This window comes from Chryseobacterium sp. CS2K3, from assembly GCF_059515185.1.
Window position 1 is genome coordinate 32,959 of record NZ_JCAKRW010000006.1, and the last position, 20,615, is coordinate 53,573.

At 34.7% G+C, this 20,615-nt stretch carries 19 protein-coding genes; 10 read left to right on the plus strand and 9 right to left on the minus strand.

The features are described from left to right. Window positions 1–350: 350 nt before the first annotated feature. The 7 genes from AC5YGG_RS11690 (at window position 351) to AC5YGG_RS11720 (ending at window position 8,480) form a co-directional block, all read left to right on the plus strand. Entirely contained in the window at window positions 351–1,511 is a 1,161-nt protein-coding gene (locus AC5YGG_RS11690; RefSeq protein WP_496144673.1) for a putative sugar nucleotidyl transferase, read from the plus strand. Between the two features lie 98 nt (window positions 1,512–1,609). Then, window positions 1,610–2,119, plus strand: coding sequence for a GFO_1088 family ECF-type sigma factor (locus AC5YGG_RS11695; RefSeq protein ID WP_076551732.1), 510 nt, complete (start codon window positions 1,610–1,612; stop codon window positions 2,117–2,119). Further along, the gene (locus AC5YGG_RS11700; RefSeq protein WP_496144674.1) at window positions 2,094–2,771 is read left to right on the plus strand and encodes a hypothetical protein; all 678 of its coding nucleotides are present in this window, start codon (window positions 2,094–2,096) and stop codon (window positions 2,769–2,771) included. Before AC5YGG_RS11695 ends, AC5YGG_RS11700 begins: the two co-directional genes overlap by 26 nt. 17 nt (window positions 2,772–2,788) lie before the next feature. Continuing rightward, window positions 2,789–4,075: a DUF4252 domain-containing protein gene (locus tag AC5YGG_RS11705; RefSeq protein ID WP_496144675.1), complete on the plus strand. Its 1,287-nt coding sequence runs from the start codon at window positions 2,789–2,791 to the stop codon at window positions 4,073–4,075. Window positions 4,076–4,085: 10 nt separating this feature from the next. After that, a complete protein-coding gene (locus AC5YGG_RS11710) occupies window positions 4,086–4,595 on the plus strand; it encodes a DUF4252 domain-containing protein (RefSeq protein ID WP_496144676.1) in 510 nt (169 codons plus the stop codon). Between the two features lie 162 nt (window positions 4,596–4,757). Continuing rightward, window positions 4,758–6,218 carry an IMP dehydrogenase gene (gene guaB, locus AC5YGG_RS11715; protein ID WP_496144677.1) on the plus strand — a complete coding sequence of 487 codons (1,461 nt, stop codon included), beginning with the start codon at window positions 4,758–4,760 and terminating at the stop codon, window positions 6,216–6,218. A 372-nt stretch (window positions 6,219–6,590) separates the two neighbouring features. Then, a complete protein-coding gene (locus tag AC5YGG_RS11720; protein ID WP_496144678.1) occupies window positions 6,591–8,480 on the plus strand; it encodes a GEVED domain-containing protein in 1,890 nt (629 codons plus the stop codon). A 48-nt stretch (window positions 8,481–8,528) separates the two neighbouring features. Here the strand turns inward: AC5YGG_RS11720 and AC5YGG_RS11725 are convergent, their stop codons facing one another. From AC5YGG_RS11725 to AC5YGG_RS11740, 4 genes are all read right to left on the minus strand, one after another. Beyond that, window positions 8,529–8,726 (minus strand): KTSC domain-containing protein, encoded by a 198-nt coding sequence (locus AC5YGG_RS11725; protein WP_496144679.1) that lies wholly within the window; start codon window positions 8,724–8,726, stop codon window positions 8,529–8,531. A gap of 97 nt (window positions 8,727–8,823) precedes the next feature. Continuing rightward, a complete protein-coding gene (locus tag AC5YGG_RS11730; RefSeq protein WP_496144680.1) occupies window positions 8,824–9,894 on the minus strand; it encodes a DUF4407 domain-containing protein in 1,071 nt (356 codons plus the stop codon). A gap of 172 nt (window positions 9,895–10,066) precedes the next feature. Further along, window positions 10,067–10,621 carry a crossover junction endodeoxyribonuclease RuvC gene (gene ruvC, locus AC5YGG_RS11735; RefSeq protein ID WP_496144681.1) on the minus strand — a complete coding sequence of 185 codons (555 nt, stop codon included), beginning with the start codon at window positions 10,619–10,621 and terminating at the stop codon, window positions 10,067–10,069. Window positions 10,622–10,698: 77 nt separating this feature from the next. Further along, entirely contained in the window at window positions 10,699–11,223 is a 525-nt protein-coding gene (locus tag AC5YGG_RS11740) for a 2'-5' RNA ligase family protein (protein ID WP_496144682.1), read from the minus strand. Window positions 11,224–11,304: 81 nt separating this feature from the next. On the opposite strand from AC5YGG_RS11740, the gene AC5YGG_RS11745 reads away from it, so the two are divergent. Together AC5YGG_RS11745 and AC5YGG_RS11750 are read left to right on the plus strand one after the other, a co-directional pair. Continuing rightward, window positions 11,305–11,628 carry a PadR family transcriptional regulator gene (locus tag AC5YGG_RS11745; protein ID WP_496144683.1) on the plus strand — a complete coding sequence of 108 codons (324 nt, stop codon included), beginning with the start codon at window positions 11,305–11,307 and terminating at the stop codon, window positions 11,626–11,628. Further along, window positions 11,625–12,356, plus strand: a complete 732-nt coding sequence (locus AC5YGG_RS11750; protein ID WP_496144684.1) for a hypothetical protein — start codon at window positions 11,625–11,627, stop codon at window positions 12,354–12,356. Before AC5YGG_RS11745 ends, AC5YGG_RS11750 begins: the two co-directional genes overlap by 4 nt. A 40-nt stretch (window positions 12,357–12,396) precedes the next feature. Here the strand turns inward: AC5YGG_RS11750 and AC5YGG_RS11755 are convergent, their stop codons facing one another. The 4 genes from AC5YGG_RS11755 to AC5YGG_RS11770 form a co-directional block, all read right to left on the minus strand. Further along, window positions 12,397–13,506: a serine hydrolase domain-containing protein gene (locus tag AC5YGG_RS11755; RefSeq protein ID WP_496144685.1), complete on the minus strand. Its 1,110-nt coding sequence runs from the start codon at window positions 13,504–13,506 to the stop codon at window positions 12,397–12,399. A gap of 128 nt (window positions 13,507–13,634) precedes the next feature. Continuing rightward, complete coding sequence (locus tag AC5YGG_RS11760) at window positions 13,635–14,345, minus strand: Dph6-related ATP pyrophosphatase (protein ID WP_496144686.1); 711 nt, start codon at window positions 14,343–14,345, stop codon at window positions 13,635–13,637. A gap of 94 nt (window positions 14,346–14,439) precedes the next feature. Next, window positions 14,440–15,216 (minus strand): hypothetical protein, encoded by a 777-nt coding sequence (locus AC5YGG_RS11765; RefSeq protein WP_496144687.1) that lies wholly within the window; start codon window positions 15,214–15,216, stop codon window positions 14,440–14,442. Window positions 15,217–15,305: 89 nt separating this feature from the next. Continuing rightward, window positions 15,306–18,653, minus strand: a complete 3,348-nt coding sequence (locus tag AC5YGG_RS11770; protein WP_496144688.1) for a methylmalonyl-CoA mutase family protein — start codon at window positions 18,651–18,653, stop codon at window positions 15,306–15,308. A 255-nt stretch (window positions 18,654–18,908) separates the two neighbouring features. On the opposite strand from AC5YGG_RS11770, the gene AC5YGG_RS11775 reads away from it, so the two are divergent. Beyond that, on the plus strand, window positions 18,909–19,241 hold the full coding sequence (locus AC5YGG_RS11775; RefSeq protein ID WP_496144689.1) for a hypothetical protein: 333 nt from the start codon (window positions 18,909–18,911) through the stop codon (window positions 19,239–19,241). A 75-nt stretch (window positions 19,242–19,316) separates the two neighbouring features. On the opposite strand, the gene AC5YGG_RS11780 is transcribed toward AC5YGG_RS11775, so the two are convergent. After that, window positions 19,317–20,414: a DUF3667 domain-containing protein gene (locus tag AC5YGG_RS11780; protein ID WP_496144690.1), complete on the minus strand. Its 1,098-nt coding sequence runs from the start codon at window positions 20,412–20,414 to the stop codon at window positions 19,317–19,319. Between the last annotated feature and the right edge of the window lie 201 nt (window positions 20,415–20,615).

Sequence of the window (20,615 nt, forward strand, 5' to 3'; positions counted from 1 at the left end):
CAAGCTCAATGTTTTACTGAACGTTCTATGTCATTATTATTTCTATAATCCAGGAGCGATCCAGAATAAGTTATTCATATTTTCTTCTCCTACCATTCAATAGAAATGGACTTTAGTTCATTAAAAAAATAAAAAAATTCCATCGGCTTTAGTCAAACCCCACACAGTATTGAAGAATATTGTGAAATATAACCTTCCCATTCCAGGTCTATTATCTATTCGTCTATTATCTCTTGTCTTCTACACCAATTTTCCCCATCTTTTTGTATTTTTGTTTGAGACAGAAGCAGAAACTGAAAGTTCGTCTTTGGTCTCTCGTTTTCTAACCTTTAATCTCTAACTTCTAAAAAATGCAATTAGTATTTTCAGACGCACAATATTGGGAAGACTTCCTTCCGCTTACTTTCACCAGACCTGTTGCAGCAATGCGATGCGGAATCCTTACATTCTCGGAGAGATGGCAAAAAATTCTGGGAAATAACGAAGTTACCTATTTTACAGAAACATATCTTCAGGATAAATTTAAAAGTCCGGAAGATAAAGAAAGTCTCTTTCTGGTTCCGAACTTTATTCCCACAGAAACTGTTATCCAGCAGATAAAAGATCTTAAGCAGGGAGAAGCATTGGTGTATGAAGATGAATTGGTGGCTGCAAAAATTAATATGAGAGGATTTTCTTTGAATCAGATCGAAAAAATGACTGATATCAAAGAAGAATTGATTTTCTTTAAAAAACCTAAAGATCTCTTTACTTATAATCAACATGCCATCGATTTCGATTTTGATCTGGTTACCAAAGGAAGAATTTCTCAGGAATTATCTTCCACAAACGGTTTTTTAGGTGATAAAAAAGATCTTTTCATTGAAGAAGGAGCTTATGTAGAATTTTCAACGATCAATACCAAAACCGGTAAAATTTATATCGGTAAAAATACTGAAGTGATGGAAGGTTGCCATCTTCGTGGACCAATTGCACTTTGTGATGATTCTAAATTCAATCTTGGTGCAAAAATTTACGGAGCAACTACAATAGGACCACACTGTAAAGTAGGAGGTGAAGTCAATAATATTATCATTTTCGGATACTCAAGTAAAGGGCATGAAGGATTTGTAGGAAATTCCGTAATCGGTGAATGGTGTAATTTCGGTGCAGACACGAATTCTTCAAATATGAAAAATAACTACGGAAATGTAAAATTTTGGAGTTACAGAGCCAAAGCTTTTGAAGATACAGGATTACAATTTGCCGGGCTTATTATGGGAGATCATTCCAAAACGGCAATCAACACACAATTAAATACAGGAACTGTGATTGGGGTTGCCTCCAATATTTTTAAACCCGGTTTTCCACCCAATCTTGTGGAGAACTTTTCGTGGGGTGGCTTGAAAGATGATGAAAGATTTAAACTTGATAAAGTTTATGAAGTGGCAGAAAGAGCTATGGCAAGACGAAAAGTGGCTTTAACAGAGGAAGATAAGGCTATCCTTAAACATATTTTTGATACATATTAATCCAATTATACTTAAAACTTCAATTTTTTTGAAGTTTTTTTATTTTTGATGTAATAGATTTGAAACTTTAGTTGTCTTACCTATAAGAAACAAAACTCATGACCCAGGAAACTTTCAAGAATACGGTGTTTATTCTCAAAGACGAGATGTATCGTTTTGCGAAGCGATTCGTCATGAGCAGCGATGAAGCAGAAGATGTAGTACAGGATCTCATGATGAAGTTTTGGCAGAAAAGGGATGAGCTTGGGCAGTTTGGAAATTTTAAATCCTATGCACTAAAGTCCGTCCGGAACGAATGTCTGAACCGGCTTAAGCATCACGATGTAAAGATCGGCTTTGCGGATATGCAGCTTCACAGATCGGAGCTTTATAGTATGGAAGTTGATAACCTTAAGGAACATATTATAGGATTTATCAATCAGCTCCCCGAAAAACAGAAGATGGTCATCCACTTGAAAGATGTAGAAGACTATGATGTTTCTGAAATTTCTGAAATGCTGGAAATGGAAGAAAATGCAGTAAGGGTAAACCTTATGCGAGCGAGACAAAAAGTAAAAGAACAAATCTCACAACTGATGAGCTATGAAAAAAGATCAATTACAAGATAAATATGATAAAGTCTTCCAGGATATAAAGGAAGAAAAAATGGACTGGAGTTTTGAAGATTTTCTTCAAAAAGCAGAAGGTACAGCATCTGAAGAAAATATAATTCCTATCATTCCGCTGGAAGAAAAGAAAAAGCCTTCTTTTCCTAAATGGTTCTGGATGGCAGCCAGTGTAATGTTGGTTTTCGGTATCGGATTATTCTTATATAACAAAGATTCCGGGATGTCGGATAAAGAAAAACTGGTAAAAGATGAAGTGCTAAGACAGAAATCAAATTTCATTGAAGAAAATAAGGATCATGAAGCGCAAGTAGCAGTGAATCATACAGATTCAATTTCTGGAGTAAAAAAGGATTCTGTGTTCCAGGAAAATTCTGTTGCAGAAAAAGATGTTCTGGATGAGATATTGCCAAAAAGAGGAAGGCTGAAAAAAGAAAGAAAGCCAAGATATGCAGATAATTCTTCTATTAGCAGCAAAACCTCCAATGATTCCACAATGTATAATGACTCTTACGTAATTGTAAACGGAAAAAGGATCAGTAGTGAAAAAGAAGCCATCGATGTTGCAAAATATTCCTTTATGAAACTTGGAAACGAGTTTAAAAAGACTGTAGCATCTTCTCAAAAAAACGAAAATCTTGACAGCGAATACTAAAAAACCTGATTAATCCCATGAAAAAAATATTTTTTATAATAGCAATGATTTTAACCAGCTTTGCGACTTATTCTGCGCAAACTGATAAATTGAATAAACTTTTTCAGGATTTTGAAAAGAATGGAGGAGTTACATCTATCAATATTAAAAAACCTATGTTCAAACTATTGAACACAATAGATGTTAATGATGCATATGTTGGAAAAATAAAACCTATATTGAACGAGGTTGATGGGCTTAAGATCCTGATTATCCCAAAAATAACATTTCCGGATGATTTAAAGGATGAAAATATTCAGAACATAAAACTGAATGTACTACAAAGCGAAAAAGTTAACCGCGCTTTACAATCCCTGAATTTCAACGAACTGATGACACTGAACAGTGATGGTGCCTCAATGAAATTCCTCGCTGAAGAAGAAAGGGATAACTATCTTGAAAATCTTGTTTTCAATGTAGACTCAAAAGATGAGAATGTTATTTTTATTCTCAATGGGAAAATGAAGATGTCCGATGTTAATAAAATCATTAGCTCTGGAGAAATTGCAGCCGTTCCGGCAAAAACAGCTTTAAAGAATGATCTCACGGCAGAAAATGCATCTTCTTACCTTAACGGAGACAATAGAAACGTAGGAGAATTCTCAAGGATAGACGTAAGCATGGGAGTAAATGTTGTCTATAAACAGGAGAGCCCAAGAAGTGTAAAAGTAATCGCTGATGCGGATAAACTCCATAACGTAATTACCGAAGTTGAAAACGGAGTATTAAAGATCTATGTAGATAATAAAGGAGCTAGAAACCTGAGATTTAAAAATTTAAATGTAAATGTTTCATCGCCTCATATTAACGGGATAAAAACTTCTTCTGGAAGTATATTTACTGCCGTGAATCCTATTGCTGAAAATGCCGTGAACATCGACGCGGAATCAGGTTCCATTATTAAAGGTAAATTTAATATTAAACAGGCTGCTAATGTTGTGGTAGGCTCCGGTTCCATATTAAAAACTGAAATTAATGTTCCTAAAATCAATTTAGATATTTCAAGTGGAGCAAGTGTTGGTTTATCAGGTTCTGCAAATACAGCTAATATGAATGTTAACAGTGGTTCTTCATGTAAGGCGGATGAGTTTAAAGTAAATACTGCAATAGTAGAATCTACATCCGGATCAAGCCTTTCTCTGTTCGTAACAGATAAATTAAAAGTAAGCGTGTCATCCGGTGCTGCTGTTAAGCTAAAAGGAGATCCTGAGCTGGATGCAAAAATAGACAAAGTATCAGGAGGAAGCTTTAAACAAGTGAAATAAAACAAAAACTATGAAAACTCTTACCAACATTTTTCTAGTTGTCTTGACAATAGCTATGCTTCAGTCGTGTGTTGTCTCAAAGAAACCCAATATAGACTTCTTTGCTAATGCAAAATATGATTTTAAAGGAGCAAAATTTATGAGTGTTAATGTACCGATGTTTCTCGCAAAGTCTTATATTAAAAAAGCATTAAGAGAAGAAGGAGAAAATGAAGAGACAATTAATCTCATAAAGAAAGCATCTAAAATAAAAGTTCTTACGGTAACCGATGGAAATGCAGAAATGCTGAATGATTATGCTCAATATTTAAATGACAATCATTATGAAGAATGGGCAACCATAAAACATGATGGTGATAATATTAATATAAGAGTAAAGCAGGATGGCGAGAGTATTAAAAATATGCTACTTACAGTAGATTCTAAGAATAAAGAATTGGTTTTTGTAGATGTAAAAGGAAATTTTACCCCTGATGATATTTCAAAAATGATCAATTCCGTTACTGTAAATAATAAATAAAGCAAGTAATTCGTACAATTCAAAATTATTTTGTGAAGAAAAACCGTTCCTATAAAGGAATGGTTTTTCGATTTAAGTTATTGATTATTAAATTTTATGTAAACTATCAAAAAGGATTTTCATATCTCGTCAAAATAACCTAATTTTGCAAAGAAAGTAAAGATGTCTATTCATAACAAAATTGTAGAGACAGCCATCACTTTCGATGACGTTCTTCTAGTCCCTTCTTATTCAGAAGTTTTACCTAACCAGGTTTCATTAAAATCAAGACTTACCGACAAAATCACGCTGAATGTTCCGATAGTTTCCGCTGCGATGGACACAGTTACTGAAGGTGATTTAGCAATTGCCCTGGCAAGAGTCGGAGGTTTAGGCTTTATTCACAAAAACATGACGATTGCCGAGCAGGCAGCACAAGTAAACCGTGTAAAGCGTTCCGAGAACGGAATGATCTCAGACCCGGTTACCCTTTCTAAAGATCATACTTTAGGACAAGCTAAGGAAATGATGTCCAAGTTCAAAATTTCAGGTTTACCAGTGGTAGATGCTGATAATGTTCTTATCGGAATCATTACCAACAGAGATGTGAAATATCAGGAAAATCTTGATATAAAAGTGGAAGAGATCATGACTAAAGATAACCTGATCACTTCTGACAAAGATACTAACCTTGAAAAAGCAAAAGAAATCCTTCTTAAAAACAGAGTGGAAAAATTGCCTATCGTAGATAAAGATAACAAACTTGTTGGATTAATTACGATCAAGGATATTGATAATCAATTAGAATATCCAAATGCCAATAAAGACGGAAACGGACGCCTTATTGTAGGAGCCGGAGTTGGTGTAGGAGAAGATACTTTAGACAGAATTAAAGCTTTAGTTCAGGCTGGAGTAGATATTATTGCTATTGACTCTGCTCACGGACATTCTAAAGGTGTGCTAGACAAAATCTCTGAGATTAGAAAAGCATATCCGAACTTAGATATCGTTGGAGGAAATATTGTAACTGCGGAAGCAGCAAAAGATCTTATCGAAGCAGGAGCAAATGTTCTTAAAGTAGGAGTAGGACCTGGTTCTATCTGTACAACAAGAGTAGTTGCAGGAGTTGGGGTTCCTCAGTTATCAGCAATTTACAACGTATACGAGTACGCAAAATCTAAAAATGTAACAGTAATTGCTGATGGAGGTATCAAGCTTTCAGGAGATATTGTAAAAGCTATTGCAAGTGGAGCAGGAGCAGTAATGCTTGGATCTCTTTTAGCTGGTACAGATGAAGCTCCGGGAGAAGAAATTATTTTCCAGGGAAGAAAATTCAAGTCTTATCAAGGTATGGGAAGTCTTTCTGCAATGAAGAGAGGAGGAAAAGAAAGATATTTCCAAAGTGAAGCTAAGAAATTCGTTCCGGAAGGAATTGAAGGAAGAGTACCGCACAAAGGAAAATTAGAAGATGTAATTTTCCAGTTGACGGGAGGTTTAAGAGCCGGTATGGGATACTGTGGAGCTAAAGATATTGAAGCTTTACAGAAAGATTCCAAATTGGTAATGATTACAGGAAGCGGATTGAAAGAATCTCACCCGCATGATGTTATCATCACTCAGGAAGCTCCGAATTATTCTTTATAAACGAATATAATTCATATGATAAAAGAGCCGCACGTCTGTGCGGCTTTTATTTTTGTCTATAATTAGAGTTAATTTGATTAAATACTTTTTTAGTGTTGATTATTAGGTATTTGTTTCGCAATCTTATGATTTTAATAAATTTTATTTTAAATGAGTTTTTTCTTAAAATCGTTTATTTTTATGATCTGGTTTAAAAAATATTTATTTTAATTATTAAATTTTAATTTTGATTAATGTAACAAAAAAGTATTTTTTACTACTAACTGTAATGATATTTGTGTTTTATTTGTTTTTTAATTGATGAAAATAAGTAAAAAATACATTTTTTTATTGTAATGTTGTAAATTTAAAAACTTTTTAAAAATTATTGAAATGAAGAAAACTTTCCTTTATGGAGCGATGTTATTTTCGCTTTCGTTAACGGCGCAGCAACAGCAACATCAAGCTAAAATATGTGGCTTTGATGAAACTTTACAAGTGCAGGATAAAGAAAATCCTGGATTAAGACAGGTGTTTGATCAAGTAGTTAGAAAAATTCAGGCTGACAGAAAAGCTAATCCATTATCTCAATCTGCTAAAACGGTAAATGGAGTTTATGAAATTCCAGTGGTTGTTCACGTTATTGAAGGAAGTAATGCCAATTATACCAGAACAGATGCTCAGATCCAGGCTTGGATAGATAATGCTAATAAAATGTATGCAGGTACATATCCTTGGCCGGCATCAGGCACACCTAGTGATTTTGGAACTTCTGCCGTTTTTCCAATTAAATTAGTACTAGCAAAAAGAACACCTAATTGTACGGCAACAAATGGTATTATAAGATACAACGGTTCATCATTATCTGGATATAATACATCGGGGATGGCTTATCAGACTACAAATGGAGCAAGTAGAGCTAATATCAAAGCTTTGGCTCCGCACTGGCCAGAAGCATCCTATTTTAATATTTATGTAATTACTACTTTTGATGGAAGCAATACACCAAATGCTGGTCTAATGGGGTTTGCCGCATTCCCGAATAGTACTGATGCAGGATACGAGTCTTTTATGAAAACTGGTGTAGTAACCAACCCGCATGATACAACATTTGCACACGAATTTGGTCATGCAATGGGATTATATCATACTTTTGACGGAGGTAGATATGACGCTGTTCCAGGAGATCCGGATTATTGTCCTCCTACAACAGGTGTTTGTGCCAATGATGATGATGAAGTATGTGATACTGAAAGAGCAGGAAGTGCATATACATTCTGGCCAACGATTCCTTCCAATTCTACAGTGAATCCTTGTACAGGGGTAAACTATCAGGGTGTACAGTATAATATGATGAATTATACAAACTCTGTTGCACAGAAATTTACTGCAGGACAAGGGCAAAGAATTAATGACTTCTTTATGTTAATCAGAAATAGTTTAACAACTTCAAAAGGAGCAACAGCACCTGTTGCAAGTAGTGTTTCAACTACTCCTATTGCTGCTACCTGTAATCCTGCTGGAGTTACTAACCCAAGTGTAGGAAGTCCAAATGGAATAGTATCTCTTGCTGGACCTACATCTGTAAAGCTTGGAAATATTAATAACTCATCTTCAGGTGCTTGGCCTGGAGATTTAAGATATTATATTGATTATACGACTCAAAATTGTTTAGCAAATGCTCATACACCATTAGTGATAGGTCAGCAGCAAACTATTGAAGTAGGTTTTGTACAAGGAACAAATCTAAATCAGTCAATAAGAGTTTGGATTGATTATAACAACAACGGAACTTTTGAATCTAATGAATTGGTGGCTTCAGGAAATAATGTTCCTGCAGGAGCTGATGATTGGGGGACTTTCACAGCTACTTTCACCCCACCTGCAACAGCAACAATGAATACTCCTCTTCGTATGAGAGTTTTAGCTGATATTGGTGGACCTCTAACTGCTTGTGGAAACTTAAATTACGGACAAATAGAAGATTATTCTGTAACATTTGTAACAAGCTTAGCAACCAACGAAGTAAAAGCTAATAATGATGATTTGGTAGTTTATCCTAACCCGGTAGCTACTGGTGATAAAATTTTCATCAAAGCTAAAAACGGTAAAAATTTAAAAGTTTCAATTTCTGATATGGCTGGAAGATTGGTAGCAAGCCCAGATGTAGCTGAAGAAGGAAACGGAATTTATAAAGTAAACCAACAATTAGAAAAAGGAGTTTATATGATTCAGATCTCTAATGGTAAAGACAGTAAGTCTTCGAAATTGATCATCAAATAATCTTTTGATTTAAAATATATAAAAATGCCTCCAAAATGGAGGCATTTTTTATTTAATCTTACGATATCGAAATTTAGGTTTAATAACCGTATTCAGAAATTTTCCTTTAGAACTTGCCTTTCCAAAATTCTCCGCAATGGTAAACGGAACTTTAAAATAATCATAAACAGCTCCTGACTGATATACAATTCTCAATATTTCAGTTTCCGGGAAGTATATAAAACTATTAACAACACTGGATGGCATATTCAGATTCCTGCAAAAAATATTCCTTTAATATATTGTAAGCATTCAGCTTTTTCTGACTTTATTTCTTATCAACAATTTTATATGTAAAAACATACTATTTTTTTAAATTATCCTTAAAATCATCGATCCTAAAATCCGTTAAAGCATTTCCTTTCTCAATTTTTTCTTTAGAATAAAGTTTAAAGTCATTTTCCGTTTTTTCTAAAAGGTAGTCATAAGGACCTACATGAGAGATTAGCTTTACGAGAACAGGAGAAATCTCAAGACAGATAAATAATCCCATGATAAAAGTTGCTGCAAGACCTATGATGGCAGAATTTTTTCCCAATTCGTCCAATGCCTGTAATCTGGCTGCAAAACCATTGAATTTATCCTCAAAAGTTTCTGTTGATTTTCTTTCTGTTTCCAGATTTGTATATACTTTTGAAATCTCTTTATCGAGGTATTCTAGTCTTGGAGCAGCTTGTTTCTGATAGTTTTCAAGATCCTGTCTGCGCTGCTCTTTTAATTGTTGCTTACGCTTCGCATTAGATCCGAAACCTTCTTTACCGCTCGTTAAGCCGGATTGTTTCCCCAGGATTTCTTTTTCAAGCTCTACAGATGCAGAGTCATACGCTTTCTGATATACTGCAATTTTTTCTGAAATCTCTTTCTTTTCCGTTTCAAAAGGACCGCTTTGCTGGAGAATCCTTCCGGACATTTCACCCTGAAGCTGCTTTTTATTCCTTTGAATAATTGTATTCAGTTGCTTGTTTACCTCTTTCTCAAATATTTTAAGCTCTAAAGGCTTTGAAATAATAATTCCTAAGAACGTAGCAAGAATCAATCTGGGGATAGACATTAAAATCTGATTCCACCATGTTCCGGTTTTCTTAATGGAGGAAACAATATACCTGTCAAGGTTAAAGATCATTAATCCCCATAAAATACCGAATCCTACAGATGTCCAAATGTCATCAAATACTGTATACATGGCATAGCCTGCAGATAATGTTGCAAATACTGCGGTAAAGAGTACAATTCCTCCAATTCCTGAGAATTTATTCCATTCACTAGGTGTTTTTCTTAAAATATGGATGTTTCCGCCGGAGCAGAGCATCAGAAACTTCTGGAACCAATTTATTTTATGATTCACTTGATTTATAGTTTGTTGGTTTGTTTTCATAGCTGAAAATTTATACAAAGGTAGTATTAAAAATCATACCAATGTAAAAGATAGTATTATGTTTTACCAAGTAATTTTACCAACGTTAATATTTACACGATCAAAAATGTACTTTTTAGAATTATTTATTCAAAAAAAAATTTATCTGGAATTTCAATTTAGTGAAAAACTATTATTTCAATCTGTCCGGATTCTGTTTCAAAAAACTATCCCATCCGGAATAGGATTTTGTATCTGCAATTGTTCCGGAATTAAAATGGTGACATACGGCAACCGCAAGACCGTCCGATGCATCCAGATATTTTGTTGGGAATTCCTTTAGTTTAAGCAAATTCTGAAGCATTCCAGCTACCTGCTCTTTACTGGCGTTACCATTTCCTGTAATAGCCATTTTAATTTTTTTTGGAGAATACTCTGTGATAGGGATGTTTCTGTAAAGGCTGGCTGCCATTGCAACTCCTTGAGCACGTCCCAATTTTAACATACTCTGCACATTTTTTCCAAAGAATGGTGCTTCCAGAGCTACTTCATCGGGATGGTATTCATCAATAAGGGCTAATGTTTTCTCAAAAATATATTTAAGTTTGGTTTCATGATTAGGATATTTTTTTAGAATTAATTCATGAATAGAAACCATTTCCATTTTACCTTTTTTAACGGAAATAAGACCAAAACCCATAACCGTTGTTCCTGGGTCAATACCTAAAATTATTTTCTCTGAAATCATTGGTTCAAAGATATGACTTTATAAAATAATATTTAAAGCAGAAGAAGTACTAAAACGATTTATAAACCTTTAGAATTTTAGCCGAGAAGATTTTTTTCTGCAATTGGCACCCATGTTCCTTCATGCCGCAATAATAAAATTTTATCAACTATGAATTTAGTTTTGTATTCTTTAGTCTGATATTTTTCCCATGCTTTAAGATAATTTTCCCATGTGAGATTCCTGTAACCTACGGTCATGTGAGGGTTAAAAGAATGCTTAGCAAAAGTGAACTGCCGCTTTACTCTGTTGTGAAGATCTGTTAGATGAATATTATCTTCAGGATGTACAAAGACCACGGGGTTTTTAGGGTTTGGAAAACTTCCAAATCCGTTGAGTTCAACCTCGAATGATGGTATCTGTGTATCAATTTTTTGAAAAGCAATATGGATGTCATTTTCCAGTTCCAATTCTCTGAGAAAAGGAGGTAAAAGAGTAATATGTGCCTCATTGCTTAATGCTTTGGAATTGTCATATGAAATAGCAAAGTCTCTTTTAAAAATTTTGACTTCTTCTATTATTTCCCGGGGAGGATAAATGGCAATAAAGTACCTCTTTTTCATGATGGCAAATTAAATAATTTTAATAAAATTTATATACATAAGAAAATTATGCATATGTTTGCAATGTATAAAAGCAACACCATGAAAAAGAATAGTCTTTATAAAGGTACTTTACAGAATATCATTTTGAAGCTGCTTGCAAAAGAAGTTAAAATGTATGGTTATCAAATTACCCAAAGAGCAAAAGAACTTACCCAAGGAGAACTTGAAATGACTGAAGGAGCCTTATATCCATTATTGCATAAGCTGGAAAGTGATGGAATGATTACTTCAGAAGTTCAAAAGATCAATGGAAGAGACCGAAAATACTATCTGCTTACTGAGAAAGGACAGAAACAGCAGGTAGATCAGGAGAATGAAATGAAAAGTTATCTGGTAAACCTGCAAACAATCTTCAACATATGATAACCCAGACACAAGAAAACAGCATAACAGATTATCTGGTTTCCAAACAGATTTCAGTGGATATTCTCGTGGAGATCAGAGACCATATGATCAACCAGATTATGGATTTAGAGTTGGAAGAAAAACTTGACTTTGAAGAAGCATTTTCAAAAGTAAAAGATTCCTGGAAAGGAGAATTTGTTCCGGTGAACTACTGGATGTTTTTTTCAACGCCCATTCCTTTTATTGCAAAGAAAATAATCAGGGAGAAATATAACAGATTAATGAAAACGTCTTTTCTGGCTGGGATATTAGCTTTTGGGATCAATATATTGCTAATCTTCATTTCCAATAATCAGGAGACTTATAGAATTTTGTTCAGATCATTTAATGCATTGTTTTTACTTATTCTCGGAGTGGTATGGATCATGAATTTTAAAATCTGGAAATATATGAAAACAGATTTTAAATACAGGGGCAGATGTTTTTATACAATGTATCAGCAAAATATAGGATTAATGCTGATTTGTACTATTTCTATGTTTCAGATCACTACCAAAAACGGACATTACGCATATCAGTTTTTCAGAGAACAGAATGAGGTAAGTCTATTGATGGTTATGATTACATTGATCGTACCTTTTATACTTCAGACCGGTGTGATTTTTACTTTACTTAATTTTTTCGAACATAAAAAGAGTTTGTTGAAAATGCAAGATTTTCTTAGCATCAATACATCTTCGAAATAATATATTTTATTTTGATCTCAGCTATTAATTAGAAAAAAGACTAATGTTTTGATTTAATTTGTGTTAAAGTATTTTCAAGATTATCTGTAATCTTTTTCACTTCGATATGAGGTCTGAAAACAAGTCCTTTTCCTTTTTCTTCATCTGCAATATTAGACAGAATAATCACAGAGGTTTTCGTTTCCGGATAGTAAATGTTCAGAGACGGAGACCCTTTTATATATCCGCTATGGAAGTAAGAATTGGGCTTTCCGATATTGAGCATGATGCCGTAAGCATACCCCATTTTTCCAAAGATGGCATGGTGTCTTTCCGCACTTTTTGCCATAAATTGAGTGAGAGTTGCTGGCTTAAGGATTTTTCCGCCATATAAAGCATTGCTCCAGGTGTGAAGATCATCAATGGTAGAAAGTATACCACCGGCGGGAGTACCTATTTCTTTTCCACCTACCCTTTTGGGCATATTCGGAACTTCTTGAGCCGTATTATTATTTCCTACGTAAGCGGAGGCGAAATTATTTCCTTGAAAAATAGTACCTGTTGATGAATGAGCCATCCCAACTTTTTTGAAAAGCTCCCGTGCATTTTCATCATAAGATTTTCCGGTTACATTTTCTACAACTTTTCCAAGCGCATTAAATCCGTCATTTGAGTAATAGAAATCCGAGCCGCTTTTAAACATAAGTTTTCCACCCATCATATTCAGTCCGGAAGTATGATTCAGAAGTTGATGAATAGTGATATTTTCGTATTCTTTAAGCTGAAATTCCTTTAAGTATTTTGAAACTTTATCCGTCACATTCAGTTTTCCCTGTTCCATCTGAAGTAAGATCATTACTGCAGTAAATTGCTTACTTACCGATCCAATCGCAAAAATAGTATTGCTGTCAATTTTTGTTTTTCGTTTAAAATCAGAATATCCGCTTTCTTTTCTGTAAAGAGGAATAGAGTCTTTAAAAACGGCAATACTTCCATTAAAATGATACTTTTTAAAAACAGAATCAATCTGTTGCTCTAAAAGGGTCTTTTGAAAAGCAGTAACGGTAGAGTCTATAATTGCTTTTTTATCGATAGGAGAGGGGGAAGTTTCTGTTTTACAGGATGATAGTAAAAAACAAAAAGAAATGAGGAATACTAAATTTTTGATCACGGGTGTTTATTTTTTGAAATTAACATTGATACTCTTAAAGATACTGAAATTTTTAAGAGCATTATAGGAAGCAAAATGCGTGCTAAGAAGGATTTTTCAGGGTACAAATAAACATTCCCGGGAATATTTTATTTCGGGAGCAGATCACAGAACCAAAAGGTATATTCTCCATCCTCATCCTCTGGTGTTGCTTTAGGCTTGGGATAAGTTTTCTGTACTGTTTCTCCAATTTCAAACTGAACGGGGCTTTTAAAAATAGGACCCTCAAAAGTAAAGGTGTGAAATTCTCCATTTTCTCCGCAAGGATCTACATTTTCCGGCAGATCATTAAGGAATTGCTGATCAATAATCCTTCCTGCAAAACTTTTGTCTAAATAGGAGCCATTGACACATGTTACAATAGTTTTGAATCCTAATTGTAAAAATTCCAGGATGAGATCTGAAGTATTTTGTTTCCAGAGTGGAAAAACGGCTTGCATTCCAATCTTATTTAATTGTTCTTCTCTGTATTTACGAAGATCTTCAAGAAAAATATCTCCAAAAACAGAATGGGTAATGCCTTGAGCTTGTATTTCAGCCATTGTTTTACTCATAATTTCCTGATATTCTTCCATGGAGGGCTCTTTGGGAAGTTCCATTTTAGTAAGAGGAATGTTAAGAAGAGAAGCCTGTTGTTCTAAAAGGGAAACATGAACACCATGCATAGAAATCCTTTGGAATTCTTTATTAACGCTGGTTAGTAAAGTAGCAACTTCGTATTGATCTTCTTTCAGGGTTTTGTAAAGAGCCAATGCAGAGTCTTTTCCGCTGCTCCAATTAAATAAGGCTTTTGGTTTCATTTTCAAAAATAAAAATCTCCCAAAAATAAGGAGATTTCATGTATTGTTATACAGATAAATTATAAATGTATTTTTATGATATTGTCCAGAATAATTAATGGGAATAGAGTAAATACAAATTTTCGATAAAGCCTTTACCGGATAATTCTTTGGCAGTTACTTGATCATAAAAAGCCAGATACTTATATTCAGGATGTTCTTGTCTTATCCTCTCAAATTTTCTTTTTCCAACTTTTTTTCCATCGAAAAAATAATAATCGGGAGGCTGTAGATCCGTAATTGAAATCCCGCCAATAGTGACATATTTTTTTTCAATTTCAAAATTCTGTTTGCTCAGCAGTTCGTTGGGTTGTAGAATAGAAGTGGTATAATCTATAAATTCTTTATTATTGGAACCCGTTACAGAATAATCTATTCTGATGATATTTTGTTTTCCTAAAACTTTTTCGGGAAAAGTTAAAGTGAAGTTTCCTTCTTCATCTGCCTTTGCTGTATAAATTTTTCCCAATGTTACCAGAGAAATTTCTCCTGAGTTGAGCTTTACATTGTTTATAGAGATCAATTTACCATTGATGGTTATATTTTTTTGATAAACATTTTCCACCACGGAAGTATTTGTCTGAGCCTGGATATGTGTTGCAGACGTTAAAGTTAAAGCTAACATTACGCTTGATAAGGCAGGTTTTAAAAAGGAAATTTTTCCACAGATAGATTTTTCATCTTCTAAAATCTGTTCAATTTCTTTCTCGGAAAAACAGTCAAGATCCCAGATTTTTTTAGTACATACCTCACAAAATTTACCATCCGGTACATTCTGCATATCCTCCCATCTTTGTTTACACGGTTCTTTAATCTGAAATTTTTTGGTCATTAAGTTCTTAATTATCTTTAAAAATACAAAACCTCAAAGAAATCCTTGAGGTTTTGATATATGATTTTTGTAAGTATTGATGAGAAGGCTTACATGTTTCTTCTGTATTTACCACCTACTTCAAATAAAGCATTGGTTATTTGTCCTAAAGAACAGTATTTTACAGCATCAATCATCACTTCGAATAAGTTCTGCTGGTTGATCGCTGCATGCTGAAGTTTTCTCAAAGCATCCTCAGATTTTTCTTCATTTGCTTTCTGGAAATTATGAAGTGATTCAATCTGTGCCTGCTTTTCTTCTTCAGTAGAACGGATAACTTCACCAGGAAGTACAGTTGGAGAGCCATCTTTTCCTAAGAAGGTATTCACACCAATAATTGGATATTCACCTGTATGCTTCAACCACTCGTAGTGCATAGATTCTTCCTGGATCTTAGAACGCTGGTACATCGTTTCCATTGCTCCCAGTACGCCACCTCTTTCCGTAATTCTGTCGAACTCTGCATATACAGCTTCTTCTACAAGATCTGTAAGCTCTTCAATAATAAATGATCCCTGAAGTGGGTTTTCATTTTTAGCAAGACCTAATTCTTTGTTGATGATCAGCTGAATAGCCATCGCTCTTCTTACAGATTGTTCGGTAGGTGTAGTGATCGCTTCGTCATAGGCATTCGTATGAAGTGAATTACAGTTATCATAGATTGCATAAAGCGCCTGAAGTGTAGTTCTGATATCGTTGAAATCAATTTCCTGAGCATGAAGAGAACGTCCTGATGTCTGAATGTGATATTTCAACATCTGGCTTCTTTCGTCTGCTCCGTATTTCAGTTTCATTGCTTTAGCCCAGATTCTTCTTGCCACACGTCCGATTACTGAATATTCAGGGTCAATACCATTAGAGAAGAAGAAAGATAAGTTTGGTGCAAAATCATTGATATCCATACCTCTTGACAAGTAATATTCCACATAAGTGAACCCATTTGCTAAAGTGAAGGCAAGCTGAGAAACAGGATTGGCTCCCGCTTCTGCAATATGGTATCCTGAAATGGAAACTGAATAGAAGTTTCTTACTTTTTCTTTAATGAAGTATTCCTGAACGTCACCCATTAATCTTAAGGCAAATTCGGTAGAGAAAATACAGGTATTCTGAGCCTGATCTTCTTTTAAAATATCAGCCTGAACGGTACCACGAACGGTAGCAATTGTTTTAGCTTTAATTTCAGCATATACATCAGCAGGGATTATTTCATCTCCTGTTAATCCTAAAAGCTGTAATCCCAACCCATTATTGGAAGGAGGAAGTTCACCGTTATATCTAGGTCTTTCTAACCCTTTATCATCAAATTTTTCTTTTAGCTTAGCTTCAACTTTAGCCTCTAAACCATTTTCTTTAATGTATTTTTCAACATTCTGATCGATAGCAGCATTCATAAAGAAAGCCAATAGCATCGGAGCAGGTCCGTTGATCGTCATTGAAACCGAAGTCAATGCATTTACCAGATCAAATCCTGAGTAAAGTTTTTTAGCATCATCCAATGTAGCAATAGAAACTCCGGCATTTCCAATTTTACCATAGATATCCGGTGGTAAGGCAGGATCCTGTCCATATAACGTTACCGAGTCAAAAGCTGTGGACAAACGTTTTGCAGGCATCTCTGCAGATACATAGTGGAATCTTCTGTTGGTTCTTTCCGGACCTCCTTCTCCGGCAAACATCCTTGTAGGATCTTCACCAGTTCTTTTGAATGGATAGATTCCTGCCGTATAAGGGAAGCTTCCCGGAAGGTTTTCCTGTCCTTTCCATTTGATCAGGTCTCCCCAATCGTTATATTTTGGTAATGCAATTTTAGGAATTCTTAAGTGAGATAAAGATTCTGTAGAAGTCTCTACTTTTATTTCTTTTCCTCTTACAAAATAAGAATAAAACTCAGCATGGAAGGCTTTTTTAGTATCATCCCATGTCTGTAGAAAGTCAATATTTTCCTGTTGAAGCTCTTTTTCTGCTTTTTGGTATTCTGTGTCTAAAGCTTCATTGGAAATAATATTTTTTACTCCTTCAATATGGTACATAGTTCTTGCAAGAGCAGCCTGTTTTTCAACGTTTGCATCATATTGTTTGTTATTTTCAACGATTTCGGAAAGGTAACGAACTCTTTTTGGAGGGATGATGGTTACTTCATCTGTGATTTCCTGTTCAACAAACGTTTTCAGTCCTAAATCTACGAACTTGTCATTTACTTTTGAAACCAATCTGTTGTAAAGCTCCGTTGTTCCGTGATCATTAAACTGAGAAGCCTTAGTAGCATACACCGGCATGTCTTCCAGTGGGCTTTCCCATAAAAGGTGGTTTCTCTGGAATTGTTTTCTTACTGCCTGAAGAGCATCAAGAGCTCCTCTTTTGTCAGATTTGTTTAGGGCTACCAGATCAGCGTAGTCTAACATGTCGATTTTTTCCAACTGTGTAGATGCACCATATTCAGGAGTCATCACATACATGGAAACATCCGCAAAATCAGAAACCTCAGAACCTGATTGTCCGATCCCTGAAGTTTCAAGAATGATTACATCCGGATGAGCCAGTTTCAAGACATTCAAGGCGGAATGAATGAACGGAGAAACAGAAACATTGTTTTCTCTGGTTGCCATAGAACGCATGTACACTCTAGGGTCGTTGATCGCATTCATACGGATTCTGTCTCCCAATAACGCTCCTCCTGTTTTCTTTTTAGAAGGGTCAATAGAGATAATCGCAATTTTTTTATCAGTATTGGCACGTAAGAAACGTCTTACCAATTCATCTGTTAAAGATGATTTTCCGGCACCACCGGTTCCTGTAATACCAATAATCGGAATATTTAAATCTTTTGCTTTTTCGTCAATAGCATTTACCAATTCAGGTTTTTCATCAGAAAAGTTTTCAACAGCAGAAATAATTCTTGCAATGCTTGTTGAATTTTCAAAGCTGATTGCCTCCAGGTCTTCTGCTGTAACATCCTTTCCGGTAGCGAAGTCTGATCTGTGTACCAGATCATCAATCATTCCCTGAAGTCCAAGTTCACGACCATCGTCTGGAGAATAAATTCGGTCAATTCCATAAGACATTAAATCTTTGATTTCTTCCGGAAGAATTACACCTCCGCCACCACCGAAAATTTTAATCTGTGGGGAATTCTTTTCTCTTAAAAGGTCATAGATATATTTGAAATATTCATTGTGACCCCCTTGATAGGACGTTAATGCGATAGCGTTGGCATCTTCCTGAATAGCCGTATTTACAACTTCTTCTGCTGATTTATCATGTCCTAGGTGAATAACTTCACATCCAGTTCCCTGAATGACACGACGCATAATATTGATCGCAGCATCATGCCCGTCAAATAATGAGGCAGCTGTTACGATTCTTACCTTGTTGGTTGGAGTATATTTTTGGGTTTCCATAAAAATTCTAGAAAGTTTCTAAGTTTTCAAATATAATAATAAAAAAAGAACCTTGTGTTTGATTTTATATTGTTGAATATCAGTATTGTGTGTTGGGTTATTTAATAAAATATCTCCAATTTAATGTTTGATGATTTCAAAGTGCTGAGGTTCGGTGGTTACAGAATCAAAAAGAATTAACGTATTTTGTTTAGAAATCAGTAGGTCGGTAATTACTAGAATTAAATCTTTATTTTTGCACCATATTTTACAGACATGCAAAAAGCTTTGATATATTTCGCATTGGGAACGGTGGTGAGCTTCCTTATTAATTATTTCTTTATAAGTTCAGAGAGTATAGCACTGGAAATCTATTATGCTGTTGCCTTTGGTGCGGCATGGGGAACTGCCTATTATCTGGATACTCCGGATTTTACATTACCTAAGAAACTAGGTTTATCTTTCGTTGCTATGGGAGTTCTTGTTCTTATTGGGACTCTGATTTTTAAACTTGAGCTGGCTATTCCATCTATTCTGAAATTTTCTATGGTTTTTGTAGCCTATTATTTAATTGCAAGTTTTAGAGGGACGAAATCATTAAGGAAATAGATCATTAAGAAAATGAAAACTAACAAAAGGCTGCCCAATGGACAGCCTTTTTTATTTAATATAGTCTCTTTTTATTTAATGGAGCATCATAAAACTTACCAGAGCGAGCCCTGCCAGTAAAAACATGAATGCAAAGAAGTTGATAGCAAATAATATGATCCCGACTATAATGCTTACCAGTCCGTGTGAGTGATAAACCCGGCGATGAGCAATAAAGAAATACGCCATACTGTATATGGTAATGATAGTCATTACGAAATAGATAAGTGCATTAAGAGCTTTAATTTCTGTTAGTTTTGCTAGCTTTCCAAATAGGAATATCGATAAAACGATGAGTAATAAGAAAGAGAAGTAATGCAGGGTAAAAATTCCATGATCAAAATACCACCATTTTTTCTTATTGTGAAATACCCATAAGAAGAAGGCAAACAAAGGCAGATAGATGAAGAGGGCTTTAGGCAGATTGTGAAATGATTTTTCTAACATATTGTTTAATAGCTCCTTTTTAGTAACCCCGTGTTCTTTAAGCTCAAAGTATTTATGAATAATCGGTCTTTCTACAAAATCAAAGAGCCCTGGGTTTTTAGCTTTAGCTGAGTCATAGGACTTTTTTGTTTTATAGTTTCCATCACCTGAATCTATTGTACTGTCCATATCCAGTATTTTTTCCACATCGGCAGAATCAGGAATCATTTCTAGTTTTTCAATAGCAAGAGAATCTTGTTCGGTTAATGCTTTTTTTGCTTTTATACTGTCTATTATTTTTTGTGTTCCAATAGCTTTAATGGGGTTCATAATTTTTGCAAGACCTGTATCACCTTGCTTTTCATTATGTTTTTCACTGGATCCTGTATTTACCATGGGAAATAGTGCAAATACAAAAAATGTAATAAAGCTGACAAAAATATAAAGCTTTACAGGAGGAACAAATTTTTGTCTCTTACCTTCCAGGTACGTGTTGGTAAGTTTACCGGGCTTAAATAACAGATTTTTTACTGTGCCCCAAAATTGTCCGTCATAATGGGTAAAATCTTCAACAAAATGGGTAAACAGGAAATAGAAAGGTTGTCTGCGTTCAGTATTTTCCTGTCCGCAATGGGGGCAGAATCTTTCTTCGACGTGGTGCCCGCAGTTCAGGCAGGATTTATCTTCTCTGATTTTTCCGTGACTCATGGGTAGTTTCTTCTGCGACAAAGATAATTATTTAATGAAATAAATAAAGATTATGATGTCTTTTTGAAGAAAATATTAATATAAATATAAAATGAATAAAAATATTTTAAAACGACCCAATCTGAGATAGCAGATAAAAGTTAATAGTAAGGAAAGTGAATAAAGAAAGAGTTGAGGGAAGAAACTCTTGCTTTATCATAT